The organism is Psychrobacter pocilloporae (genome assembly GCF_029872915.1).
Lineage (GTDB): Bacteria > Pseudomonadota > Gammaproteobacteria > Pseudomonadales > Moraxellaceae > Psychrobacter > Psychrobacter pacificensis.
Genome location: NZ_PGFT01000001.1, coordinates 834,782 through 859,733, shown reverse-complemented (window position 1 = coordinate 859,733; position 24,952 = coordinate 834,782). Strand labels below are relative to the sequence as shown.

Annotated in this window: 24 protein-coding genes; 11 read left to right on the top strand and 13 right to left on the bottom strand. The window is 42.4% G+C overall.

The genetic code is table 11. From position 1 onward, the window contains the following. The first annotated feature begins 25 nt into the window (after positions 1-25). Complete coding sequence (locus tag CUR83_RS03855; protein ID WP_252962848.1) at positions 26-820, top strand: TrmH family RNA methyltransferase; 795 nt, start codon at positions 26-28, stop codon at positions 818-820. 212 nt (positions 821-1,032) lie between these two features. On the opposite strand, the gene CUR83_RS03850 is transcribed toward CUR83_RS03855, so the two are convergent. The 3 genes from CUR83_RS03850 to CUR83_RS03840 all read right to left on the bottom strand — a co-directional run bounded on the left by CUR83_RS03850 (position 1,033) and on the right by CUR83_RS03840 (position 3,886). After that, positions 1,033-1,965: an electron transfer flavoprotein subunit alpha/FixB family protein gene (locus tag CUR83_RS03850; protein WP_252962847.1), complete on the bottom strand. Its 933-nt coding sequence runs from the start codon at positions 1,963-1,965 to the stop codon at positions 1,033-1,035. A gap of 151 nt (positions 1,966-2,116) precedes the next feature. Further along, positions 2,117-2,866 carry an electron transfer flavoprotein subunit beta/FixA family protein gene (locus CUR83_RS03845; protein ID WP_212563821.1) on the bottom strand — a complete coding sequence of 250 codons (750 nt, stop codon included), beginning with the start codon at positions 2,864-2,866 and terminating at the stop codon, positions 2,117-2,119. Between the two features lie 456 nt (positions 2,867-3,322). Then, on the bottom strand, positions 3,323-3,886 hold the full coding sequence (locus tag CUR83_RS03840) for a DUF421 domain-containing protein (protein ID WP_240365360.1): 564 nt from the start codon (positions 3,884-3,886) through the stop codon (positions 3,323-3,325). Between the two features lie 272 nt (positions 3,887-4,158). Between CUR83_RS03840 and CUR83_RS03835 the strand changes: the two genes are divergently transcribed. From CUR83_RS03835 to CUR83_RS03800, 8 genes are all read left to right on the top strand, one after another. Next, positions 4,159-5,487: a tyrosine-type recombinase/integrase gene (locus CUR83_RS03835; RefSeq protein WP_284719106.1), complete on the top strand. Its 1,329-nt coding sequence runs from the start codon at positions 4,159-4,161 to the stop codon at positions 5,485-5,487. A 179-nt stretch (positions 5,488-5,666) separates the two neighbouring features. Then, a complete protein-coding gene (locus CUR83_RS03830) occupies positions 5,667-7,022 on the top strand; it encodes a coiled-coil domain-containing protein (protein ID WP_071003192.1) in 1,356 nt (451 codons plus the stop codon). A gap of 133 nt (positions 7,023-7,155) precedes the next feature. Next, positions 7,156-7,383, top strand: a complete 228-nt coding sequence (locus CUR83_RS03825; RefSeq protein WP_071003191.1) for a helix-turn-helix domain-containing protein — start codon at positions 7,156-7,158, stop codon at positions 7,381-7,383. 3 nt (positions 7,384-7,386) lie between these two features. After that, positions 7,387-7,695 (top strand): helix-turn-helix domain-containing protein, encoded by a 309-nt coding sequence (locus CUR83_RS03820; protein ID WP_071003189.1) that lies wholly within the window; start codon positions 7,387-7,389, stop codon positions 7,693-7,695. Further along, a complete protein-coding gene (locus CUR83_RS03815; RefSeq protein ID WP_071003187.1) occupies positions 7,679-7,954 on the top strand; it encodes a hypothetical protein in 276 nt (91 codons plus the stop codon). Before CUR83_RS03820 ends, CUR83_RS03815 begins: the two co-directional genes overlap by 17 nt. Next, positions 7,947-8,222 carry a hypothetical protein gene (locus CUR83_RS03810; protein ID WP_071003185.1) on the top strand — a complete coding sequence of 92 codons (276 nt, stop codon included), beginning with the start codon at positions 7,947-7,949 and terminating at the stop codon, positions 8,220-8,222. The genes CUR83_RS03815 and CUR83_RS03810 overlap by 8 nt, the downstream gene beginning before the upstream one ends. Continuing rightward, positions 8,209-8,400, top strand: coding sequence for a hypothetical protein (locus tag CUR83_RS03805; RefSeq protein ID WP_071003183.1), 192 nt, complete (start codon positions 8,209-8,211; stop codon positions 8,398-8,400). The genes CUR83_RS03810 and CUR83_RS03805 overlap by 14 nt, the downstream gene beginning before the upstream one ends. Positions 8,401-8,509: 109 nt before the next feature. After that, the gene (locus CUR83_RS03800; protein WP_071003181.1) at positions 8,510-10,768 is read left to right on the top strand and encodes a YfjI family protein; all 2,259 of its coding nucleotides are present in this window, start codon (positions 8,510-8,512) and stop codon (positions 10,766-10,768) included. Positions 10,769-12,325: 1,557 nt separating this feature from the next. On the opposite strand, the gene CUR83_RS03795 is transcribed toward CUR83_RS03800, so the two are convergent. From CUR83_RS03795 to CUR83_RS03775, 5 genes are all read right to left on the bottom strand, one after another. Next, entirely contained in the window at positions 12,326-12,538 is a 213-nt protein-coding gene (locus CUR83_RS03795) for a cold-shock protein (RefSeq protein ID WP_071003179.1), read from the bottom strand. Between the two features lie 369 nt (positions 12,539-12,907). Continuing rightward, positions 12,908-13,240 carry a hypothetical protein gene (locus tag CUR83_RS03790; RefSeq protein ID WP_227517147.1) on the bottom strand — a complete coding sequence of 111 codons (333 nt, stop codon included), beginning with the start codon at positions 13,238-13,240 and terminating at the stop codon, positions 12,908-12,910. 352 nt (positions 13,241-13,592) lie between these two features. Continuing rightward, a complete protein-coding gene (gene ilvC / locus CUR83_RS03785; protein WP_058025375.1) occupies positions 13,593-14,609 on the bottom strand; it encodes a ketol-acid reductoisomerase in 1,017 nt (338 codons plus the stop codon). A 139-nt stretch (positions 14,610-14,748) separates the two neighbouring features. After that, entirely contained in the window at positions 14,749-15,246 is a 498-nt protein-coding gene (gene ilvN / locus CUR83_RS03780) for an acetolactate synthase small subunit (protein WP_071003178.1), read from the bottom strand. Next, positions 15,246-17,078, bottom strand: coding sequence for an acetolactate synthase 3 large subunit (locus tag CUR83_RS03775; protein WP_212564547.1), 1,833 nt, complete (start codon positions 17,076-17,078; stop codon positions 15,246-15,248). The genes ilvN and CUR83_RS03775 overlap by 1 nt, the downstream gene beginning before the upstream one ends. A gap of 844 nt (positions 17,079-17,922) precedes the next feature. Between CUR83_RS03775 and CUR83_RS03770 the strand changes: the two genes are divergently transcribed. Next, positions 17,923-18,420, top strand: coding sequence for a DUF4124 domain-containing protein (locus CUR83_RS03770; protein WP_240365363.1), 498 nt, complete (start codon positions 17,923-17,925; stop codon positions 18,418-18,420). Between the two features lie 18 nt (positions 18,421-18,438). Here the strand turns inward: CUR83_RS03770 and CUR83_RS03765 are convergent, their stop codons facing one another. Then, entirely contained in the window at positions 18,439-20,262 is a 1,824-nt protein-coding gene (locus CUR83_RS03765; RefSeq protein WP_284719105.1) for an NAD(P)H-hydrate dehydratase, read from the bottom strand. A gap of 248 nt (positions 20,263-20,510) precedes the next feature. On the opposite strand from CUR83_RS03765, the gene queG reads away from it, so the two are divergent. Continuing rightward, complete coding sequence (queG, locus tag CUR83_RS03760; protein WP_284719104.1) at positions 20,511-21,680, top strand: tRNA epoxyqueuosine(34) reductase QueG; 1,170 nt, start codon at positions 20,511-20,513, stop codon at positions 21,678-21,680. 109 nt (positions 21,681-21,789) lie between these two features. On the opposite strand, the gene lysM is transcribed toward queG, so the two are convergent. The 4 genes from lysM to fabD form a co-directional block, all read right to left on the bottom strand. Beyond that, complete coding sequence (gene lysM / locus CUR83_RS03755; protein WP_071003170.1) at positions 21,790-22,299, bottom strand: peptidoglycan-binding protein LysM; 510 nt, start codon at positions 22,297-22,299, stop codon at positions 21,790-21,792. Between the two features lie 259 nt (positions 22,300-22,558). Further along, positions 22,559-22,795: an acyl carrier protein gene (gene acpP / locus CUR83_RS03750; RefSeq protein WP_071003168.1), complete on the bottom strand. Its 237-nt coding sequence runs from the start codon at positions 22,793-22,795 to the stop codon at positions 22,559-22,561. A gap of 253 nt (positions 22,796-23,048) precedes the next feature. Continuing rightward, complete coding sequence (fabG, locus tag CUR83_RS03745; protein ID WP_058025367.1) at positions 23,049-23,777, bottom strand: 3-oxoacyl-ACP reductase FabG; 729 nt, start codon at positions 23,775-23,777, stop codon at positions 23,049-23,051. Continuing rightward, positions 23,774-24,742, bottom strand: a complete 969-nt coding sequence (gene fabD / locus CUR83_RS03740; protein WP_223334772.1) for an ACP S-malonyltransferase — start codon at positions 24,740-24,742, stop codon at positions 23,774-23,776. Before fabD ends, fabG begins: the two co-directional genes overlap by 4 nt. Between the last annotated feature and the right edge of the window lie 210 nt (positions 24,743-24,952).

The window sequence follows — 24,952 nt, the reverse complement described above, 5'->3', positions numbered from 1 at the left end:
CCTACTCTTCTCTAAGCGACCCACTATGGTACTAAATCCCACCGAGCTGATTACCTCAGATAAGAACACCACCGTCAAGCTTGTAAAAGCCCTATTGGCACAAGCACGTCAACGCAAAAAGCATGGTCAGACCGTCATAGAAGGTGTTCATCTGATAGATGCTGCGCTGCGTAGCGACTATCCTTTTGCCCAGATACTACTGTCTGAGTCAGCGCGTAGTCATCCTGAAGTTCAGCAGGTATTAACTCGCCTGCCGACTTATACGCCTATTCTTATTTTATCCAATTCACTGTACGAGAGTATTCGTAGCTTAGGTACTGGTATCGATATCATGGCGATTATCAACGTACCAACGCCTAACTTATCAATGATTGATGAAGATTGCTTGATCTTAAATGATGTACAGGACAGCGGAAATGTCGGCACACTCCTGCGTACAGCAGCAGCCGTTGGTATTCGCAACATCTTATGTACCAGTGCTACCGCGCAAGCTTGGTCTCCCAAGACGCTACGAGCAGGTATGGGTGCACAGTTTGCACTGACTATTTATGAAGGCTTGAGTACGCAAGATATTTTAGATCACGTAAAAGTTCCACTGTTGGCGACCAGCTCACATACCGATACTATCATTTACGATCACGATTTATCTGCGCCTGTGGCGTGGATTATGGGTCATGAAGGTCAAGGCGTCAGCGATGATTTGATGCAATGTGCCACCCCTATCGCTTTACCGCAGCCAAATGGTCAAGAGAGCTTAAATGTTGCGATTGCAGGATCTTTATGTCTGTACGAAACCTTGCGCCAAAGACAGTACTCTTAGCGTCCATTTATAACTACAATTAAAATCTTCTCTATCAAGCAATAAAAAAACCCACTACCGATTGATAGTGGGTTTTTGTTATCTGTCTACTACTAATATAGTCAAAGAAATCTAAAACGGATACAAGGCAGCCGACTGCAGATTGTACAAGTAGCACCTCTAAGGAGGGTAACGCCGTAGCCGTTTAGTAGTTCTGTGACTATACATTAACATTAAACCTTGCTAGTTAGCTCAGGCAGTGCTTCAAATAGATCAGCTTCTAAGAAATAATCAGCAACGCTAGCGATAGGCGCTTCTGGGTCATTGTTGATCGCAACGATGACTTTAGAATCTTTCATACCAGCCAAATGCTGAATCGCACCTGAGATACCAGCGGCGATATATAGCTGCGGTGCAACGATTTTACCGGTTTGACCAACCTGCATATCGTTTGGTACATAACCTGCGTCGACAGCGGCACGTGATGCGCCAACAGCAGCGCCTAGTTTGTCAGCCAATGGCTCAATATATTTGGTGAAGTTTTCACCATTTGCCAAGGCACGACCACCAGAAACCACGATACCAGCTGAGGTCAATTCTGGACGATCAGACTTAGCCATTTCTTCGTTCACGAAGCTAGCTTTGCCAGTTTCTTGTACATTATCGATCGTTTCAACAGTCGCTGAACCACCTTCGCTTGCTACTGGATCAAACGCGGTCGTACGTACGGTTAGCACAACTTTATCTTCAGAGGTTTTGACGGTTGCCGTTGCATTGCCTGCATAAATTGGACGCTCAAACGTTTGCGCATCTACTACGCCTGAGATCTCTGACAACATGCTGACGTCAAGTAACGCGGCAACGCGTGGCATAAAGTTTTTACCAGTCGTAGTCGCAGCTGCTAGGATATGGCTATAATCACCAGCCACATCAGCAACCAATAGTGCCACATTGCCCGCCAATTGATGCTCATAGACCGCGTTATCAGCTAAGAGTACTTTTGTCACGCCTTCTGCTTTTGCTGCTTCATCAGCAACGGCCTGCGCGCCACTACCTGCCACTAATACATGGATGTCATCACCGATTTGCTTAGCAGCAGCGATGGTGTTCAAAGTTGCCTTTTTTAGACTGGCATTGTCATGTTCTGCATATACCAAAATTGCCATGGTTTTAATCCTTTATTTATTCGTATTATCTATTCATGCGGTTGTTTGTGTACAAAGCCCTTTGAGCAACTATCGTTTAATATAAATAAAGCAGTCAAATTCTTAGCTTTGTACAGGATATGCCGTAGCGAAGTATCTAATCATTGAAAAATTAAATGACTTTTGCTTCGTTTCTTAGCTTATCAACCAACTCATCAACTGACCCTACTGTAATACCAGCTTTACGTTCAGCAGGTGGCACGACCTTAATAATCTCTTGCTTAGACGCCATATCGACACCGAAATCTGCTGGCGTTTTCTCATCAAGCGGCTTTTTCTTCGCTTTCATAATGTTAGGCAGTTTCGCATAACGTGGCTCATTCAAACGTAGATCAGTTGTGATGACTGCTGGCAAATCAAGCGCAACGGTTTGCAGACCGCCATCGATTTCACGCGTGACGTTGACTTTGTCACCTTCAACCTTCACTTCTGATGCAAACGTACCCTGACCGATACCCATCAATGCCGCTAACATCTGACCCGTTTGGTTATTGTCATCATCAATCGCCTGTTTACCCAGCAAGATAATATCAGTGCTTTCTGTTTCAGCGATATTTTTTAGAATTTTGGCAACTTGCAATGGATATGGTTTTTCGTCACTCACGACTAAAATACCACGATCAGCACCCAATGCTAGAGCTGCACGAATTTGCTCTTGTGACTCTTTTGGACCGATAGACGCGACGATGATTTCATCAATGACGCCAGCTTCTTTTAGACGAACGGCTTCTTCTACTGCGATTTCGTCAAAAGGGTTAATCGACATTTTGGTGTTTGATAGATCAACGCCAGAGTTATCGGCTTTTACACGTACTTTTACGTTATAATCAATGACACGCTTGACCGCTACTAATGCTTTCATACGTTCCTCGTTTATTAATGTTATGAATTAAAAAATATCAGTTAAGAACCAAATTTTCGTTGTGGTTCAAATCGTCGTTCAAAATACTACTCAAGGTTATTACTATATCAACAGATGTATAACTAATTAAGAAAAATACGCCAATATTCGAAATTATATTAGCATTGCACTTCTTACGGATAAAATCTGCTAAAGCTAAGCCAACCGTTCTTATCAGACCTATGTATCTTGCGTCAGCCTGCAGATAAGGTCAAGACAACGCCGTGAATAATGCGTCATAAATTTGTCACTATTCTATAATAAATAGTTTATAAGCACGTAATCTAGTGATTTTTCTTTGACAATAGCCTTAAGAGTCCTCCTCTTTATAGCACTCTCAATGGTATGTTTATTTAATATTTTGTTATTATTTATTTCCTAGGGTTTAACTAATAGTAGTCGCGAAGAACCCAACAGCTATATGTCGCTGTCTTTGTTAGAGCTCATTAACAACTCACTATCACGTATGTCATCAAACAACGCCCAGTCAGGAGTTACATCATTGTTTTTGATGACGCTCATGTCTCCTGTCGTCTCCATAATGACCGCAAATATTTCAGTTTTGGCTTTGATGCCATTTTTGCGCAGCACTTCCTGAACATCGCTGGTCGTAAGATTCGCTTCTTTTAAGTTATCTGAGAAGTATTCGCCATGTGCCATGAGTATGATGGCACGATTGTCTATCAGCGCTTTTAGAGGTTTAATCTTGCGCCTCACTATTGAGATAGCACCTTGAATCAAAAACAACATGGCAACTGCAAACAGTCCTTGCAACAGAGACGGCTTGTCAGCCAATACCGTCGACGCTAATATACTACCAATACCAACTGTCATAGCAAAATCATGACTTGATAGTTTGGAAAAGCTGCGCAGACCCATCAGTCGGGTAAAAAGCATCAAACCTATATAGAAACCCACCGCAGACAATGAAATGCCTAACAGCTGTTGCCAGTCAATTGAAAACCAAGTTTCCCATTTCATAATAGAGCCTTATTTATTATTGAGTCAGTACCTATTATGAACTGATAATTATTAAGAAAATCAATCAAACGCTACTTCAGATAAAATGATATAAAAAAAGCAACCTGATAAGAGGTCATATTTTGATAAAGCCTGATAAAACCTGATAACCCCAAACCCTTTATTTTACTAGCCTTTACTGCTAATATATCACTTGTGATAACGTTAGTGCAAACGTAAAAACGGCTACCAAATGGCTACCAAACTGGCTACCAAATAAAGGTAATAAGACAATGGCTAAAGCAGACCTAACAACTGATACTCAAATCAAGAAAGCAATCAAAGACACTATCAAGACTGCTAAGACAGCCAACTACCCTATTTCAGGCTATAAAGGCTTAGAGCTACGCATAAGACCGCATAAAGATAGCCAAGACGCTACCGCCGACTTTAGACACCGTTACACCCACCCCATTACAGGCAAACGCCCATACATGACGCTAGGACAGTACCCAGCGTTGAGCCTTGCCGATGCCCGTCAATACCACAGCGACAACATGCAGTTATTAGCTAAGGGTATAGACCCAATAGAGCATAGAGCCGATGCCAAGCAAAAAGAGATAACAGACCGCCAAAACACCTTGCAGCACTTCATCAATGAATGGCGCGATATTCAAGACAGCAAAAACCTATCTACAGGCACTATTAACAAGAATAAAGAACTGCTAAAACCGATTGAAAGTCAGCTAGGGCATATGAGAGTTACAGACATAACACCTAGTATCGTTATCAAGTTTATTAATGGTATTCAAAAAAAGCACACTTACAAAGGGTTAAGAGTAAGAACATTACTAAAAAGTATCTTACAGATTGCCAAAGCTCATATGATTATTGAGTACAACCCAGCAAGCGAGCTACAGGGAACGCTTAAAAATCACAAGGTCAAACACCGCCCAGCATTAAGCAATGACGTTACCGCATTTGCCAAACTGCTAAACGACATTGACCAGTTAGATGATGCACGCCAGCTATATAACAAAAGCATATTACAGCTACTGTCTTTAACGTTTGTCCGCATTGGTGACGCTTGCGCCATGCAGTGGGTAGACATTGACCTGAACGCCAAACAATGGCATTTAGAGCCGCAAAAGAGCAAAGGACGGGGCGACATGGTGGACAGCATAGTCATACCATTAGCACCGCAAGCTATGGCTATATTAGAGCGTATGCAGCCACTGACAGGCGAACAAAAACATGTATTCCATAATAGCAGACGCAAAAAAGCGCCCTATCACCACATGCAAGAAGTTAACAAGGTGTTAAACAGTGAATTAATGAATGACGGCAAAGGTTACAAACACATTCACAGCCCCCACGGTTTTAGAGCCAGTGCAAAAACCATGCTAATGGAGCGACTGGGCTATGATGAGCTAATCACCGAACTGGCACTAGGTCATGCAATGCTGAATAAGTACGGCAAAGCATACAACCGCATGACGGCAATAGAGGATAGAACGCGCATGATGACCAAATGGGCGAACTATTTAGACGATATTAAGGCTGGCAAGTTTGATAACGTTATTCATGCTGATTTTAAGAGTAAAAAAGAGAAACAAGCCTAAAACAGCACTGCCATAACTGACAAAACCCCCATATTAGACAGTTTTTAACCAGTTTTGACAGCTCAAGGGCTGTCATTCCACTTGTGAGGCTAGGTAGTCATGAACCGAACGACAGCAATTTACACCCTTATGCTGTCAGCGCCTCACTCCTACTTTTTTTAAGGGTGTAGGGTGTAAATATGAGTGTTTTAATTAAAGAGTTAGAGGCTAGAAAGGACGATTATATTCTAGTAGCAGATGTTATAAATACTATGGCAAATGCGACCAATAGCACACCTGATGAGGTAGTCAAATATCTTGATGCTCATAATATTGACGAACATCTAACCCTACTTTATATGGACGAAAGTTATAATTTTGAGCCTTATAATGGTTATTTTCTAGGTCTAGGTAATGACGCCAATATAACCTACTTTCAAAAATCCGATGTAATGGCATTTGAGCCAATCACAAAACACGGTATTTTCAAGGGAAGCCAAGCCGCTAACGATATGGTTCATGATGTGTACGGGCGGACTTACGACATTACTCAACACAAAAAAAATCGTGAAGATGACTACTTAACGTTAAGTGAGACAATTCAGCTAATCAATACTAATATTAATCCTAATAATGAAAGTGGACTATCTGTTGATAATACTAAATTGAGAGACTTAGCTAGGAAAAAGAAAATTACACCTTGTTTTTATTACCATGGCTATGTGGGCGAATTAGATTATCAGGGAGTTTTACATACAGAAGTTATTGCTGCTTACTTCACTTATAGGTTATTAACTGAGGAAATTTGTGGTTACGATGACTATATGAAACTACCAAGTGACGGGGTCAAGATTTATAGAGTTATTGAAAGGAAAACCGCAGAATTTGCAGATTATGATGATGGATTGTTTTTATTCTATGAAAACCCCAACGGGCTGAACGATGCTGAAAAAGGTAGGCTATCACATATTGAAGCGGACGAAATCAGATTTTCGAAGCGTGAACTGGACGGCTATATAGCCTCACTTGCGCCCGTTTCTGTCAGCGATGAGCCTACAGCACAAGACAGCGAACTACTCACAAAATTAGAAAGCGCCCAAGCTGAGAATGACAAACTCAACGCTAGATTGAACAAAGCTAGTGATATTTACAGGCAGAACCAAAACGAGATAAAAGAACTCAAGGCACAGCTTGAGAAAGCAGAAGCTGATATTAAAGAGTTCAAAGAGCAGCTAAGCAATAAAATAGATGCGCCTGATAGCATTGATGAATTAAAAGGAATTGCTAAGCTAAATATTGAAAAGCCTATTTTCATAAGTAGCGCCAAAGCAATCGCTGATTATCTTTGGTCATTGGATAAAAGCGAGGCTATTAGAACGGGCGACATGGTGCAGCAAGTCAAAGCAATTATGATTAAGGTTAATTATGACTTACTACCTAGCGAGGACGAAACTATAAGAACATGGCTAGCAGAAGTTGCGCCGCCTCATGCTAAAAAATCAGGTAGAACCCCAAAGAATGCGCCCAGCGAAATCACCCTAACCATGAAAAAATAATATCCTTAAACGCTATCAATCCTCGTTAACCCCCGTAACCGCTAGGTTTAGGGGGTTTTTGTTATCTAAAAACAAATCTAATCTGTTAACTCCAGACCACGCCAATCAATGGCAATCATTAGGAGTTAATAGCATGACCCCAGCAACAGACAACACACAGACACCCCCAGCAATTCACCCAGACGGGCAAATGCGTATCAAACAAGCCGCCGCTATCTTAGGCATTCATCATCAAACGTTACGCCGTTGGTGGAAAGCTGGCAAGTTTATCAAGCCGTCAAACGTCAATGGCATTTTGCTATTCAAGAACAGCGACATTCTGGCATTTATTGATAGCCAACATACTGACAGTGAGGTGTAACCGATGACCACTACAGCAACCGCACCCGTTACCAATGAGCAAACACCCAAGACCCAAATCGACATTATAAGAGCGCACTTAATGACAGGCTCATCAATAACCACTTGGGACGCTTATCGCCTTTACCGCATTACTTGCCTTGCCCAACGCATACATGAGCTTAGAAAGTCGGGGTTAGTCATTCAAAGCGAGATGGTGACGCACAATGACAAGCGTTTTAGCCTGTATTGGCTCGATGAGGCAACCTTGCTAGAACTTGAGCACACCGACAGCAACGACAGCAAAGGAGCAGCACATGCCCCAGTCCAATGATGTTTTAGAACCGCGCCTAGTAACTGTGGATAGCCTTTACTTACGTCTTATGAATGACCGCATACAGGACATTTACCGCGATACTGACCACTTAGCCACCGCGCTAGATGCTATCAATACAAAAGACGATGTTAGTCAAGGCGTACTTGTGGCAGTCAAAGCCGCACTTTATGCCAATAGCGAGCTGGCAGGTATTGTTAGTGACATGTTTTGTGAACACGCATTACCGTACCAAACGGAGGCAATAGACCATGAATGATAACGATTTTATAAACGAAGTCATGGACGGGCTGAAAAATGAGGGCATGTTGATGATACCTGATGACTTTATAGACCAGCTCATCATTACCTTGCACGCCAATGTAACCATTATTAATACCATGACAGAACTTGCAGAGCTTGAAATCAAGATGTTAGGCAGCTTGTTACCTACAGGCAGCCGACAAGTAGAGTCGCTAAAAAATCTATCTGTAAAAATAGCAGAAATCGCTTTTAACGTGGAGGACGTAAGAAATGAGCAACGATAACAGAAATGACCTAACAACCGACCACGGAGCACACAATCGCAATGAGCCACATAAACGCGGCTTACTACTGAGATTTATCATCTTTATGGCATGGGTGATAGGTATTGGCTTGCTACTCTCACTGGTAGCATGCCAGCCAAACAATCCAAAGGTTTTTATTGTTGAGGAGGTAGCATAGTGAAAACCTACCCACCAAAGCAAAGCCGTAAGCACGCCAAGCGTAAAAGCTACTACAAAAAGTATAGAGCCACACGCCAGCCGAAACAGACGCAAGCAAGGGGTAAAAAATGACTACCACACAGCAAAACGCCCATGCGACCAACACGGGCGTAACTACTGTTTTGGGCGACCACAGCCCAGCAACGGAGCAAACATTACAAGGTGACAAACTGCTAACTGATATTTATCACCTGTTAGAACCCAATAGTTTGTTAGACATTCAACATGAAATCGCACCGACCACAGGCGAACATGCAGGGGTAAAGCAGCAAACTACGGGAACAGTAGGAGTAATATTACATAATAGAGTTATAGAGGCAATCAGTATTGTTTGCTTTACGCCAAATGATAGCAGCTTGCCGTTTGTCACTGACACAAGCCAATCATGCGCGTTATTTCTTGGCACACCTAAAAATGATTATGAACTTGTCATCGTTGATAATTATCAAGATGGTGTAATGCTCGCTAAGCATTTTGCACATGAGAAAATCATAGTAGCAGTGAGTCCAACGCCGTACCTATTCCTTGATACGGTTAAGCACTTTGCACACGACACCCAAGTAACGATATTCCCAAGCATTGAGCACAAGGACAAGGTTAAAAAACAGTTTGCAGGGTGCAACGTCAAAGTAGTTATAGCCCCATTGGGTGTGATAACTCATCTTGAGTGTGGCAAAAGTTATGCTGAAATCTTATCTTTTGATGATACCCAGATAATCGACTTGGAGCTTGCAGACTGGGCAAAGCCAAAGCCAATCAATCACACCTTGCCACCAGTGACCAGCATAACCAAGAACATGCTACCTGAACCGCTTTACAACTATGCAATGAACAGCGCCGAACGGCTCAACGTATCGCTGGAATTTGTAGCAGTGCCTTTGCTTGTGGCATTGGGTAGTGTTGTTGGTACAAAGGTAGCTATCATGCCTAAACGCTATGACGACTGGGACATAGTGCCAAACCTGTGGGGTGCAGTCATTGGGCAACCCTCAAGTAAGAAAAGTCCCTCAATCGCCGCCGCAATGAAACCGATTGATAATCTTGCCAGCAAAGCACGGGCAGCTCATGAACTCGCTAAACAAGAATATGAAACGCAAAAGCTTATCAACGACAGCAAAGCAAAGGCAGACGATGACGCACTCAAGAAAATGGCTAAGCAGCTCGCTACCCAAGCCGATGACACGGACAACCCTATAACACCTGATGACTTGCACCAAAAGGCAGCCGCCATAGCAGAGAGTAAGGCGCAAGATAACAACGTCCCTACACCACGCCGACACATGGTAGGCGATATTACTATGGAAAAGCTGGGCGAAATTGAGAACGAGAACAATAATGGCGTACTACAGTTTCGTGATGAGCTGTCAGGCTTTTTAGCCAGTCTTGATAAGGAGGGCGAACAAGAAAAACGCGCGTTTTATTTAGAGGGCTTTAACGGTACAGGCAGCGCAATGGTGGACAGAATAGGGCGCGGCTCGCTATTCATTGAAAATCATTGTTTGTCTGTCATTGGTGGTTTGCAGCCTGATAAGCTCGAAATGTATTTAGAGAAAACCATGCGAGGGTTAGGCAATGACGGACTCATGCAACGCTTTCAAATGATGGTTTACCCAGACCCAATAGCACGGGCAAAGGAGAACGATATAGCCGTGGACAAGGACAGCCGTAACGCCGTTTATGCCTTGTTTGAGTCAATGGACAACCTTTATACTGATAGCCTAGTCAGTTACGGGGCACATGAGCCAAACGAATATTACAAGCGCCCATACTTTCGTTTTGATAGTAATGCCTATCCTGTGTTTATGGATTGGTATAACAACTTACAGAACAAAGCTGATGAGGCAGAACATGACGTAATAACCCAGCACTTGCTCAAGTATGGCAGACTGATACCAGCGTTAGCCCTCATCTTTCATCTGGTGGACTGTATCGAAATAGGCAGACGTTTAGGAGGGGTTAGCCTTGACGCACTCAAAGCAGCGATTGCATGGGGCGATATGTTGGAGTCGCACATGCTGAGAGTTTATAGCTGCATTACTGATAATTCACACCTCAAAGCGTCTTTACTATCAAATAAAATATTAGAGATGGTTAAAAAAGGAGGTGACAAAACCGACAAAACCAACTGGCTAAGTTATGGCTTTACGGCTCGAAGTCTTAAGCGCAAGAACTGGAAAGGGCTAAATGATGACAATGCCATACAGACCGCGCTTGATGTGCTGATAGAATATGACTGGCTCAATTACAAGCAGGTGGAAAGCACGGGACAAGGGGGCAGACCGACAGAGCGTTACTTTATCAATCCAAACCTAAAAACATTTATTTAGTTTCGTCAGTTTTGGCAGTGCAATATCAGGGCATTATTAATAAATAGCGCCCTTTTTTGTGTCTTTTGAGGGGTTATGTCAGTTTTGGCAGTGCAAAGTTAGAGGTAGTAGCAATAATTTTATGATTAATTGGTGTATGAACGTCTTTTTATAATGCTCAACAACCTAAGGAAACCCTAAGGTTTTAGATAAACAGACACCGTGCCGCATGTTGTCATTTGTTTACATTCAAAACAGTTTGATGACATGCCAGCATGTTAATAAATGTTAAGGTTTAAAACTAAACAAGTGGTACTCAATGGACAGACCAAGCCCTTTTATAGTGTAAAGAAACTAAGGTTTTCGGACACGTTAGAACCTAATCAAAACTGGCGCTCAAAATTAATCTACCCTGCCTTGCATGTTGTCATTTGTTGACATTGGTAGCTAGTATCGACTACAGAAAACTACAGGTTAGAACCTCATAAAACCTCACTTTGAAAGCAGACCAGTACAACGGCAAACTACTAATTTTTACTATATTGGCAGGCAGTACCGACTTGTCAAAACTTGTCATTTAGTACCTGATAAAACCTGAACCCAAAACCCTATAAAACCTTACATTCAAAACCAAATCACACGCCGCTAATGCTAACATTGAAAAGGCAGCCACCCATCATTGCGAATATCACAAAGCCATGCAGCATAAGGGCTTAGCTAATTAACGGACAAGTATCGCGCGCGTACGCGAGGCAAGCGCCAATTACAGGGTTTTCGGAGTCCATAAAGGGATAGTTTTTCGGAGTGATTTAAAAGGACTGGGGTAGTTTTTGGAGTCCATAAAAAGGACTGTTTTCGGACTGTTCTAAATCAACTAAGGGTAATTCTTTGAGTCCATAAAAGGGACTTTATGCACAGGTATCGTAAGGGACTTTTCGGACATCGTAAGAGGGGCTAAAAATGTATTGTTGGACACGTTAAGGGCTAGTTTATGGAACAGTACGCGCACGAGGCATATTCTGCCCGTGATTGGTAGTTTCAAGACAAGTAACACGAGGCAGCATAAGCGACTTTTCGGACAGGTAAACGCCTTTTTATAATGCGTAGAAACCTATTGAGCAGATAACCCCCAATGGGGGTGAATTACCAAACGCACAGAAACGCACGAAATACGCACGCATTTAAGTGCCATTATTGAGCGCGTGCAGCATTCCACAATTCAACCCCATGCAAACAAAAAGCAACCCCTAAAACTTTCAGAAACGCTCAGGCGTAAAAGTTACTTAAGCCGCGGTCACTACTCACAAAGCCATGAACCATTACACCGCCCTATGGCTACCAATAGCTAAAATTTAAAGCAACTGGCTACCAAAACGGCTACCAAATCTTAACGTCATTTATAAACAACTAATAAAATCAATAACTTAAGCATAAAAAAAGCAACCTGATAAGAGGTTGCTTTTTTTTAAAGTCTAAACAGTATTTTTATTGTTTTTATAAACAAAAATTTTATGCATAATCGTCACTCTCACTGTCATCAAGCCTACTAAACATCAGTGTGCCCAAACAGCAAAGAGATTATAGTGCTTCGATTTGCTCAGCTTGTGGACCTTTTTTGCCCTCACCTAAGATGAACGACACTTTTTGGCCTTCGGCTAGCGTTTTGAAACCGCTACCTTGGATAGCGCTGTAGTGAGCGAATACGTCTTGTCCGCCGTTGTCTTGAGCGATAAAACCAAAACCTTTAGCTTCATTAAACCACTTTACAGTGCCTTCAACTTTATCTGACATAAATTTTCCTGACTCTTTAACTGTTGGCGAGACTTGTATCATCACCGATTAATTGATATATACCCATGCATCTTTTGCTGAACGCTACGGTTCAAAATTGCAAATAATCTAAGAGAAAACCTGAATTTTTTACCTCAAATACTTTGAGTACAATCTGATTATAACAGTTTTCTATACAGGTAACAGTCTAAATTGATGATTTTTGTAAATAAATTCCAGCTATTAGAACCTATCAAAATAGCTAGCATTTTTGCCGTTATCATATTGATATTGAATAAATTTCCAACATATGAATATTAGGCTACAATTACGAAGCCATCGTTAAATACGACAAGACAGACCCTTATAGGCCAAAAACTCATTCATTACCTATTGCAATATCGGTAACCATGGTGAACTTAATACAAGCAAACATAGCCCAAAAAATATCAACGAAAACGACTGACTATAAGCAATATATTTGGCCGGTATGACCAAGTCTTTAGGAGAGTCAGGGATACCTTTGCGCTTTAGTAGTCGCGTACCGTAGACCCAACCAAAGGTCGTGTAAATGCCATAAGCGGCAGGTACAGCAATCGCGAGCGGTGCCAAATCAATCACGTATAGGACAACAACAGAGATAAAGAACCAGATGGTATCTAAGATTGAGCTGATTTGGAAAAACTTAGATTTAGGCAGTTTACCATCGGTTTTCTTAAGCATTTCTCCTTCTATCCAAATTAAAACTGCTACGACAGCGCTAAGAGTAATATACACGAATTGCGGCGTTAGCCAGTCTGGATAAGATATTTGCACAACATACAACCTGTAATCTATAGAAAATATGAATGAGGACTCATCTACTTTGATCAATCAAAGATAAATAAGCACAGTAAAAGCCCACTGGCTAATGTGAAGATGCCTGCCTATATTGGGCAGTTTTTACTGGTTTTCAACCAACACATATAGCGGTGTAACCCTATGTCAAAAGTAGGATATAAAAAACCCCGTGCTATCAGGTGATAACACGGGTTACTTAATAAACTACCAAATACTCTATTTAAGTAGTATCGAATTAGTTTTTGTCTTTATCGATGATTTTGTTACCACCGATCCAAGGCATCATAGCGCGCAATTTGGCACCTGTGGTTTCGATCTCATGCGCTGCATTGTTACGACGACGAGCTGTCATTGATGGATAGTTGGTTGCACCTTCAGAGATGAACATTTTTGCGTACTCACCAGACTGGATGCGTTTTAGCGCGTTACGCATGGCTTCACGTGACTGCTCATTGATGACTTCAGGACCAGTGACATATTCGCCGTATTCAGCGTTGTTACTGATTGAATAGTTCATGTCAGCGATACCGCCTTCATACATTAAGTCAACGATAAGCTTTAGCTCATGTAAACACTCAAAGTAAGCCATTTCTGGCGCGTAGCCTGCTTCAGTAAGGGTTTCAAAGCCCATTTTTACCAATTCAACCGCGCCGCCACAAAGAACCGCTTGCTCACCGAATAGATCGGTTTCAGTCTCATCTTTAAATGTGGTTTCGATGATACCTGAACGACCACCACCAACGCCAGCAGCGTAGGATAATGCTAATTGCTTAGCTTGACCTGAAGCATCTTGGTAGATGGCGATTAAGTCAGGGATACCGCCACCTTTGGTGAACTCTGAACGTACGGTGTGACCTGGTGCTTTTGGTGCTACCATGATCACGTCAAGGTCGCTACGTGGCACTACTTGGTTATAATGGATAGCAAAACCGTGGGCAAATGCAAGGGTCGCGCCTTCTTTAATGTTTGGCTCAATGACATCGTTGTAAAGCTCTTTTTGGAACTCATCAGGCGTCAAAATCATGATGACGTCAGCAGCTTTTACCGCTTCTTCGACTTCAGCAACTTTTAGGCCCGCGTTTTCAGCTTTTTTCCATGAACCTGAGTTGGCACGTAGACCAACCGTTACATCAACGTCTGAGTCTTGTAAGTTAAGCGCGTGCGCATGGCCTTGTGAACCATAACCGATAATGGCCACTTTTTTACCTTGGATAATGGATAGATCACAATCTTTGTCATAAAAAACGTTCATAAATAGAGTCCTTGTCCTCAATCATGGCTTACCATGGATAGTAGACGCTTATACTGTAATCAAGATAGTGATTAAGATAAGCGCTTTGTTGATTTAGATAAATAGTTCTTCAATAAAATAGGATATTTGGGCATTAATTCTAGGTGCTAAGGGTTTTCTCACCGCGGGCAATACCAATCACACCCGAGCGAACCACTTCCATAATACGGTCACGTCCAAGCACATCGATAAAACCGTCAAGCTTGGCTTTGTCACCAACGATTTGAATCGTATATAAGTTGGCATTCACATCGACAATCTGCGCACGGAAGATATCTGCGCTGCGTTTCACCTCTTCACGTACGCTGCCAGTTGCTCGTACTTTGATGAGCATCAATTCACGCTCAACGTGTACATTCTCTGTCAGATTATGCACTTTAACTACTTCAATCAATTTATGCAATTGTTTGGTGATTTGTTCAATTCTTTCTGGTGAGGTAATGGTCGTTAAGGTCAAGCGTGAAATGCTTGGGTCATCAGTAGGCGCGACGTTGAGCGTTTCGATATTGTAGCCACGTTGTGAGAACAAACCGACTAGACGCGACAACGAACCCGCTTCGTTTTCCATCAATACCGAAATCAGATGTTGTTGTTGCATTAGGTACGCTCCCCTTTTGTTAACCACATATCACGCATGGCTTGTCCAGCGATTTGCATCGGATATACATGCTCATTACGATCGACATAAACATCGATAAATACCAACTTGTCCTTCATGGCCATCGCTTCAGCCAACTGCTCTTCCATCGTATCAGGGTCAGTAATCTTGATACCAACATGACCATAGCTTTCAGCCAATTTGACAAAATCTGGCAAGGAGTTCATATAAGACTGTGCATGGCGTCCTTCATATAGCATGTCCTGCCACTGCTTCACCATACCTAGCTGTGCGTTATTTAAATTTAGAATTTTAACTGGCAAGTCATACTGCAAGCAAGTTGACAGCTCTTGGATATTCATCTGAATAGAGCCTTCGCCTGTGATACACACCACATCACGCTCTGGATTAGCAAGCTTGGCTGCCATGGCATACGGCAAGCCAACGCCCATCGTACCTAGGCCGCCTGAGTTCAGCCATTGGCGAGGCTCATTATAAGTATAGTAAAGGGCTGCAAACATCTGATGCTGACCGACGTCACTTGTGATAATAGCGTTACTGTTAGTCACTTTATCTAGAGCTTGTACGACACTTTGTGGCTTAATGCCATTATCTGTGCTGGTGTCATAACGCAAACCATGGCGCTTACGCCACTCATTAATTTGTGACCACCAATCGAGCAATGCGTGTTGCTCTAATTGCTTATCTTCTCCAACGATCTCTAGCATATCGGTTAAGACAGATTTTACATCGCCAACGATAGGAATATGCGCAAGGATGGTCTTTGAAATCGACGCAGGATCGATATCGATATGGATAATCGTCGCGTTCGGACAGAATTTTTTGACATTATTGGTGACGCGATCATCGAAACGCGCACCCACTGCCAAAATAACATCGGCATGATGCATAGTCATGTTGGCTTCATAAGTACCATGCATACCAAGCATACCTAGGAACTGACGATCAGAGCCAGGAAATGCACCAAGACCCATCAATGTATTGGTCACTGGTAAATTAAGACGGTGAGCCAGATCAGTCAACTCTTCGTGAGCATTGCTCCAAATAACGCCGCCACCTGCATATACGACAGGACGCTGGGCAGATAATAATGTCTCGACCGCTTTTTTGATCTGACCACTATGGCCTTTGAGCGAAGGCTGGTAAGAGCGTATAAATACCTCTTCTGGATATTTATAGGCAAACTTTTCACTAGGCGCAGTCATGTCTTTTGGCACATCAATAACGACAGGACCTGGTCGGCCAGACTGTGCAATGTGAAATGCCTTTTTGACAATCATCGGAATTTCGCTAGCATGGCGCACTTGGAAGCTATGCTTAACGATCGGACGTGATACCCCCACCATATCCGTTTCTTGGAAAGCGTCTTCACCGATTAGGCTACTTGGCACCTGACCTGAAATCACGACCATCGGTACTGAATCCATAAAAGCTGTCGCAATAGCGGTAACCGTATTGGTTGCACCAGGTCCTGAGGTTGCCAGTACAACCCCCGTCTCACCAGTAACTCGTGAATAAGCATCTGCCATGTGTCCTGCCGCCTGCTCATGACGCACCAAGATATGCTCAATGGCTTCTTGCTGAAACAGCGCATCATAGATGTGTAGAACGGCACCGCCTGGATAACCAAAGATATATTTGACACCTTCGTCTGTCAGCGCTTGTACCAGCATTTCAGCGCCCGATAGCATCACAGGCTGAACGCTGCCTTCTGCAAGACGTTGTTGTTTTTCTTCAAAATTTTTGGCGGCATTACCCGTTTGGGTATGTCCCGTCATATTCGGACTTTGCGTGGTTTGCGTCACTGTCATCACCTTTTTTTGCGGCGAGGATTTGCGGTATTCTATGATAAGAGATAACCCCATATAGGTATTACTTCAAAACTCATAAAATGATCGCTAATCCTTGTCCATATCAAGAATATTTGCTTATCATATTTAAGTAACGTTGTTTTTTTAAGACAGCAAATTACTCAAACATAGCAATGTATGTAAGGTCAGTTTTGTGATGGATGTTTATCGATATACAGTGACAAGATGCGGACGCACCTATGAAAGAAGCTTATTATTGAGTCTTTCTATAAATAAGTACTGATAATAAATTCATGGGTGCAAAGACGTAGAGATAACAGGATATTTATACCCAAATACTATGCATAAGTTACTAAAACTTATAACAGAGGCTTTGGCGTACTTTTTTATAACCAGTACTGTATCGTATTTTGCACAATTGCCAGAATTACATTTAGCACAGTTCAAATAATAAGTTTATCTTAGTCATTGTAGACAGATAAGTCCGGAGACAATGTATAGTTATGAGTAGCCAATGCTACGTGTGCTATATCATCATCACAAAGAAAATAACACTGCATAAACTACCGATAAGTAGCTCGTAGTGATCATTTTCAAGTGCCACGGCAATATCATAAAAGCCGTTCACTGACCAATCAACTTCTATTATATTCGATGGTTTGCCCGCTATTGTCAAGAAAAACTTCTAAAGCCTATCCCAAACTATTAGTTATTAAATAATACACATTGATAAGTATTATTTGCTAAAATTGGAAGTCGATACATTAGTGCTGCCAATAAAGTGCTCAAATGTTATATTTACCCTTATACAAATTTGCTTTTATCAAACAAAAGGATTGCTGCTATGGCATATGCGTCTAAAATAGCGACTGCTGCTAAATGGCTAACGAGTACCACCTGTATGCTAATGCTATCCATGAATGCCAGTCAGGCTATTCAAGTTTACAAATCCATTGGCGCATATGGCGAAGTTAAATATAGCCAGCACGCACCGCAAAATGGTAAAAACGTTGAGTTGATTGAATTTCGTAGCGACGGTAGACAAAACAACGCCGGACAAATGGCTGGCAAAACAGACCCCAGACAAAGCAATAATACTCAAACGGCAGAAGAACAGCGCGTAGCCGCACTTGAAGCACGTATCAAAGAGCAAGAAGCGCAAGCCAATGCCCAGCGCTGCCAATCGCTACGTAACAATTTAACGAATCTAAACGTTGGCGGACGTATCTATGAGATGGATGCAAATGGCAAGCGTCAGTACTTAGATGGCCGTGAGATTGAGCTAAAGCGTGAACGCGTACAACAGGCGATCGACCAGTATTGTAGCGGCTCTACAACCTAGTCGACCCAATAGTGAGGGTTAGTCGACCATCACTAGCTGCATAACATGGCGAATGGCTGCTGGCATATCTTGCGCTTGTAGCCCTCGTTGTCCAATCAATAGCTTATTGTCACGATGATATTCATTACCTTGATTAACCAGTGTGTCCCCTGAAAATCCATGAATAAGCGCTGCCTGAGATAAACTGTACGACTCTGCTGCTAAGTCTTGTTGTGCTAATAATCCAGCAATCACTCCAGATAGAATATCGCCCATGCCAGCAGTTGCCATACCAGCATTGCCCGCATCACAGACATATACTCGCGCTGGTCCTGATTTTTGCTCCAAAACTAGCGACCCTGCTCCCTTTAATACCCAGTCACCACCATAAACTGCAGCGCATTGTTTTATGGATCGCAATCTATCACTTTCTACCTCGCTTATTTTTTGATCGAGCAATCTAGCCGCTTCGCCGCTATGCGGTGTTAAGCAAACCTGATGGCTCATGCTATATTCACGCAGCGCTGTCACCAATTGGTGATTGTCCGCTTGTAACGATGCCAAATGGTAAAGTCCATCTGCATCGATCACTATTGATTTTTCATGAGCTATGGCAGCCTGTATATAGTCGATAAATAACATTTTTGCTTTTTCGTCACGGCCCAATCCCATACCAATCGCGATAACACTGGCTTGTTTGATAAGTGCCTTTACGCCATCTGTATCGTGCAGATTGATAGTCATCGCATCAGGCAATGAAGTTAATAATGCACCATGAAAAGCCTCATGACAGGCAACAGTTATTTTACCAGTGCCAGTTGCCATGGTGCTTGAGGCAGACAGTATCGCAGCACCGCCCATCCCTTGAGAGCCATCAACGCGATTTCCACCAATGATTAGCGCATGACCGTAGCTACCTTTGTAACTGTTTTGGCGGCGCGGCTTCATACTATGTGCAGCCGTCAGCAGTATGGCAACAGGTTCAAATGCTTCAATAGTATTTTGCTTGGTATTTTTATCAGATATTTTGTGAGGTCTAGCTGTTTGATAAGGTATTAACGGTATATCGATTATGTCTCCGCTATAATCCGTACCGTCTTTGGTGTGCAAACCAAATTTGCGCGCAATCAGACATAAGGTGACATCAGCTTGTACTGCTATACGATCAAAGACCGCACCAGTAGAAGCCACCAATCCACTTGGAATATCGACGGCGACTGCTAGTGCGTTTTGTTGCTGAGTAGTACGATTAAAAGCGCTAATAGCCTCTTTATAGACACCTTCTGGCGCACGATCTAGCCCAATCCCAAACAGTGCGTCAATATAAATGTCAGCTAATAAAGCCATTTTCTCTGACTCATTGTGACTGCTATGAATCTCTTCGAAGCGTTGATAATGACAGTGGGCAGATATTGCTATCTGTCGCGCTTTGTCAGCATCAGTTATATGGTCATTATTGTGGTCTTTCTTATTAGAGATGGCCGACTGAGTACGAGTATCAAAATCATTGACATCAAAACCGACAGTGACCACTTCTACTTGCCAGCCTGCTTGCTGCAAGTAATAAGCAATGAGCCAACCGTCCCCGCCATTATTACCCTTGCCTACCCAGACACTTACTCGGCGCAAACGCTCCGCACGATGATAAACGTTGGTATTAGCAGAATGATTAGCATTGAGACATTTTTGTTCATAAAGCAATTCTATCTGCTGTGCCATTTGCCAAGCTGCTTGCTGCATTAAGCCAAAACTATCATATCCTTGAGCAAACCACGCTTGCTCCATGGTATAAATTTGCTCACTACTATAAAGCGCAATAGGTTTTGTATTTTTTATAGGTGATAAATTGGTAAAATTCTTCATTTATTATCCTCGGCCATGTTTTTCTGATATTTTTATAGGGTTGAAAGTCTAGTTTCTAAACTTTGGTATCAGCTTAGCAAAAGCTCATGTCTACTTATGTATCAATATGAATGTGAGTTTATTTTCTTTTCTACTTGCGCTTATCGCTCACTGGCTTATCATAAACACTATTCATATGATTACTGATTGTGAGATGCGAATAATCTGATCAACCCAAACAAGCAGACAGCCAATAAGCCTCTATCTATATGCCTACCGATAAAAACAAGATTGCCGTTAGTAACTCAACAGTCTTTGCAACAACAGCAGATATTAAACAATGGATCAAAGTGCAAGCGCAAACATTAGGATTTGCTGACTGTGGGTTTTTATCTGTCCATCATCCACTGTTTACTAAGCAAATCGAACAGTTACAGAAGTGGCTGGATAAAGGCTATGAGGGTCAATTGCAGTTCATGCACAACAACCATCATCTGCGCGCTCATCCCGAGCAGTTAGTGGATGGCGCAAAGACCATTATTAGTGTAAGGATGGACTACCTAACCAAAGCCCCAACACCGCGTGCTGTCACAGACAACGACCATCCCAACCAAGGCATCATTGCGCGTTATGCAAGAGGTCGTGATTATCATAAGACAATGCGTAGCCGTTTAAAGCAATTGGCTCTGAATATCGAGGCCATGCTTCCTGAATGGCAACATCTCGATATTGGTTCAGATAAAGAGTTTGTTTTTAGACCCTTTAGTGATTCTGCGCCTATCTTTGAGCGGCCTATTGCCGATGCTGTTGGTCTGGGCTGGACAGGTAAGCATACGTTATTAATCAACAAACAAGCTGGCTCATTTTTTGTGCTAGGTGAGCTGTTTTTAAGCTTAGAGCTGCCCGATGACCAGCCTGTTAAAGAGCATTGTGGCAGTTGTAGCGCTTGCATTAATGTATGCCCTACCCAAGCGATTGTAGCGCCTTATGAGCTCAATGCCTCTGCCTGTATCTCTTATTTGACGATTGAACACGATGGTATTATTGATACCAAGTATCGACGCGCGATTGGTAATCGGGTGTTTGGCTGCGATGACTGTCAGCTGATCTGTCCATGGAATCGTTATGCCAATCTGACTACCGTTGAGGACTTCGCACCAAGGCATGGTCTCGATAACAGCAGTTTGCTTGAATTATGGCAATGGCAAGAAGCGGATTTTTTGAACAACACACAAGGAAGCCCGCTCAGACGCACAGGCTATGTGAATTTTTTACGTAATGTTGCTATTGGTTTGGGTAACGCTAATGCTAGTCCACACGTCATTGAGCAGTTGAAGTCTAAGTTGACGCTACATAACGCCATGCTTGATGAACACATTGAATGGGCAATAGCTGAACAGGGCAGAAAACTAGACGCTAGTAGTAAGCCAACGAGTTGATGTATATCATAACGGAGCAAGTCATTATTTGCTTTGATAGATGTTCATAAAAAAAGCCTCTTAACGATAAGAGGCTTTTTCATATTAAATACTTTTTAGAATCTGAGAATTATGGCTTGGGGATGCGTAGTACTTGGCCTGGATAAATCTTATCTGGATCAGATAGCATTGGCTTATTGGCTTCAAATATCTTCATATAATCGCCAGACTCACCGTAAACATCTTTCGCAATCTTAGATAAGCTATCGCCAGATTTTACCGTATACATCGTTGACTCAGGTGCATCTTCTTCGATATCGATATTATCAATGACCTTAGCAACATTTTGTACGTTACCAATAGCAATAATTGCTTTTTCGCGATCAGCTTGAGTTTTCGCGTTACCGCTGATTTCTGCTGTATCTGTAGAGCCGTTATATTTGATTTTTAAATTACTGATGTTTAGATTCTGTTGTTGTATACGGCGTAACAAGATATTAGCAACGGATTGAGCTGAAGGCTCGCTACTTTGTACTGGTGTATTGGCATCTGCCTTAGTCTCTGATTTGGCATCGTGTTTCTCATCATCACGATTAAAAATTTTATCGCCAATATCTTTTGCAAAACTGAACATACCCATATAACTGCTCCTTGAAATATTGTTATTTATTATTCATATTTATTTTCGGTGGTGTGTTATTGAACATCACCGTGCTTTGTACTGCTTACCATGATGAGTATAGACAAACGAACCAAACGTGAATAGTAAGAGTATGTTGAGTAATGTTAATTGACGTAGCTTATGTTAATGCAACCGATCAATTAAATCACCCTCATAAAAAAAACCGCCTATCTATTAAGATAAGCGGCATTATAAAATTTGCTAAACAAATGGCAAATTATAGCTGGGCTTGTACGTAATCAATTGCTTTTTGAACAGTAGTCAATTCTGCAGAATCTTCGTCAGGAATAGTGATACCAAAATCACTTTCAAAAGACATGACCAATTCGACTAGGTCCAATGAGTCCGCACCTAGGTCTTCCATGAATGAAGCATCGTTGTTGATGTCTTCAACGTTCATACCTAGTTGCTCAGCAACTGCTGATTTTACTCTTAGCTCGATATCATTACTCATATAGATCACTCCGTTATCATCTATTATTTTTAATAAACTGCTATAGCGCCTTATTTAAGCTCTATAGCATGATATATAAAATGTATTTGCCAGATCAGCATTGCTGTCTGAGTACTCTATGACTTGTTACACAGTCTGTCTAATAAAGCCCTGTTATCATACAGGGCTTTGACTCAAAAGTATTCGTAATTATAGCACCCTTTATTATAGTTTACACTCGTTCACACAGTTTTTTATTATAACTATGTAACGCCTACATATACATGCCACCGTTGACCGGAATGACCGCGCCGGTGATATAGCTGGCTTCATCACTGGCTAAGAAATGTACTGCTGCTGCGATGTCTTCTGGTTGACCAAGACGGCTGATAGGAACGGCATCTAGCATAGAATTCAATAGGCGCTCGTCGAGCTCATCTGTCATATCAGTCTCGATTAAACCTGGTGCCACGCAATTGATAGTCACTTGGCGTGAACCGATTTCACGTGCAAGCGTACGACTGAAACCTTCTACACCAGCTTTAGTCGCGGCATAGTTAGATTGACCTGCATTACCCATTTGAGCAACAACAGAGGTGATATTAATAATACGACCACGGCGCGCTTTCATCATACCGCGTACTGCGCGTTTGCTCATGCGGTACACTGAGGTCAAATTCGTATCGATGACATTTGACCAGTCATCGTCTTTCATACGCATTAGCAGACCGTCTTGCGTGATACCTGCATTGTTAACCAATACTTGTACCGCTCCATAGACGCTTTCGATCTCTTCAAACAATTTATCAATTTGAGTAGTATCACGTACGTCTAAGACGCGACCGATACCACCACTATCATGAAGATAGTCATCAATAAGTTCAGCACCTTTTTCAGTGGTTGCTGTTCCAATGACAAAATGTCCTTCTTTAGCAAAGCGTTTGGCGACTGCCTTTCCGATACCGCGACTCGCGCCAGTTACTAATGTAATCGTACGGCTCATGATAACACCTCTAATAATTTCTCTAGACGGGCAGGCTTGTCTGTAGGATAGCTTGCGATTGGCTGCGCTTGACGCTTAGCCAAATTGCTTAATACGTTGCCACTGCCACATTCGATTAATAGATTAATTTGCTTATCGGCCAGTTCCTGCATGGTTTTTGACCACAGTACTGGCTCACTCAGCTGTTCAGTCAATGCTTGTTTGATACCTACTGCACTGGTTTCAACACGCGCATAGCGATTTTGAATCACAGGAATGGCCGCTTGATCAAATTGAATACCTGCTAATATCTCAGCTAAGGCATTACTTGCAGGCTCCATTAATGCACAATGAGATGGCACACTCACTTTTAAGGGCACAGATTTTTTGCCCGTATTTTTGACTTTGTCGATTACAGCGTTAACGCCAGCAGCGTTACCCGAGATCACTACCTGTCCTGGGCTGTTGAAGTTAGCAGCGCCAACAATGGCACCCTCGACATGCTCTGTTGCTTGCTCACACAGATTTTCGACTCGGTTGTCTTCTAGTCCTAACACGGCAGCCATAGCAGTATCGACACCTACAACGGCCTCTTGCATCAACTGACCGCGCTTATGCACTAGGGTGACGGCATCACCAAGCGATATCACATTGGCAGCACACAGGGCGCTGTACTCGCCCAGAGAGTGACCAGCTAAATAGCAAGGCGTCTCTTCTATTTTTTGTTGTAAGACACGCCAAATGGCAATGCTAGCTGTCAGTAGCGCTGGCTGAGTATACTCGGTTTGATTGAGTTTTTCTTCATCCTGACAGATTGCCCACAAATCCTCACCAAGCGCCTCACTCGCTTCGGTAAATGTATCGCGTATCTCTGGGTAGATTTCAGCAAGCTCACTCGTCATCGCGACTGCTTGAGATCCTTGTCCAGGAAAAATGACCGCGATACGAGCGGGTTGCTTTTTTACCATATCGGGTACAGAAGCCATAACCAATATCCCTTATCTGATTAGAAATATCCCTAAAACAATGGGGTGTATTATATTATTAGATGTGATACAAAGCCGCTAGTTCAATTATTTATCTAAGAAAACGGATTGTCAGTAAACTATACACTGACACACACTATTATCATAGCGGATGCAGACCAAACAACGATAGGAAAATACAGTACCAATCAAAAGCACTAACGATTGAGT

Coding starts and splice junctions, on each gene's coding strand:
- CUR83_RS03855 (WP_252962848.1), top strand. CDS start 26: ATGGTACTAAATCCCACCGAGCTGATTACCTCAGATAAGAACACCACC.
- CUR83_RS03850 (WP_252962847.1), bottom strand. CDS start 1,965: ATGGCAATTTTGGTATATGCAGAACATGACAATGCCAGTCTAAAAAAG.
- CUR83_RS03845 (WP_212563821.1), bottom strand. CDS start 2,866: ATGAAAGCATTAGTAGCGGTCAAGCGTGTCATTGATTATAACGTAAAA.
- CUR83_RS03840 (WP_240365360.1), bottom strand. CDS start 3,886: ATGAAATGGGAAACTTGGTTTTCAATTGACTGGCAACAGCTGTTAGGC.
- CUR83_RS03835 (WP_284719106.1), top strand. CDS start 4,159: ATGGCTAAAGCAGACCTAACAACTGATACTCAAATCAAGAAAGCAATC.
- CUR83_RS03830 (WP_071003192.1), top strand. CDS start 5,667: ATGAGTGTTTTAATTAAAGAGTTAGAGGCTAGAAAGGACGATTATATT.
- CUR83_RS03825 (WP_071003191.1), top strand. CDS start 7,156: ATGACCCCAGCAACAGACAACACACAGACACCCCCAGCAATTCACCCA.
- CUR83_RS03820 (WP_071003189.1), top strand. CDS start 7,387: ATGACCACTACAGCAACCGCACCCGTTACCAATGAGCAAACACCCAAG.
- CUR83_RS03815 (WP_071003187.1), top strand. CDS start 7,679: ATGCCCCAGTCCAATGATGTTTTAGAACCGCGCCTAGTAACTGTGGAT.
- CUR83_RS03810 (WP_071003185.1), top strand. CDS start 7,947: ATGAATGATAACGATTTTATAAACGAAGTCATGGACGGGCTGAAAAAT.
- CUR83_RS03805 (WP_071003183.1), top strand. CDS start 8,209: ATGAGCAACGATAACAGAAATGACCTAACAACCGACCACGGAGCACAC.
- CUR83_RS03800 (WP_071003181.1), top strand. CDS start 8,510: ATGACTACCACACAGCAAAACGCCCATGCGACCAACACGGGCGTAACT.
- CUR83_RS03795 (WP_071003179.1), bottom strand. CDS start 12,538: ATGTCAGATAAAGTTGAAGGCACTGTAAAGTGGTTTAATGAAGCTAAA.
- CUR83_RS03790 (WP_227517147.1), bottom strand. CDS start 13,240: ATGCTTAAGAAAACCGATGGTAAACTGCCTAAATCTAAGTTTTTCCAA.
- ilvC (WP_058025375.1), bottom strand. CDS start 14,609: ATGAACGTTTTTTATGACAAAGATTGTGATCTATCCATTATCCAAGGT.
- ilvN (WP_071003178.1), bottom strand. CDS start 15,246: ATGCAACAACAACATCTGATTTCGGTATTGATGGAAAACGAAGCGGGT.
- CUR83_RS03775 (WP_212564547.1), bottom strand. CDS start 17,078: ATGACAGTGACGCAAACCACGCAAAGTCCGAATATGACGGGACATACC.
- CUR83_RS03770 (WP_240365363.1), top strand. CDS start 17,923: ATGGCATATGCGTCTAAAATAGCGACTGCTGCTAAATGGCTAACGAGT.
- CUR83_RS03765 (WP_284719105.1), bottom strand. CDS start 20,262: ATGAAGAATTTTACCAATTTATCACCTATAAAAAATACAAAACCTATT.
- queG (WP_284719104.1), top strand. CDS start 20,511: ATGCCTACCGATAAAAACAAGATTGCCGTTAGTAACTCAACAGTCTTT.
- lysM (WP_071003170.1), bottom strand. CDS start 22,299: ATGGGTATGTTCAGTTTTGCAAAAGATATTGGCGATAAAATTTTTAAT.
- acpP (WP_071003168.1), bottom strand. CDS start 22,795: ATGAGTAATGATATCGAGCTAAGAGTAAAATCAGCAGTTGCTGAGCAA.
- fabG (WP_058025367.1), bottom strand. CDS start 23,777: ATGAGCCGTACGATTACATTAGTAACTGGCGCGAGTCGCGGTATCGGA.
- fabD (WP_223334772.1), bottom strand. CDS start 24,742: ATGGCTTCTGTACCCGATATGGTAAAAAAGCAACCCGCTCGTATCGCG.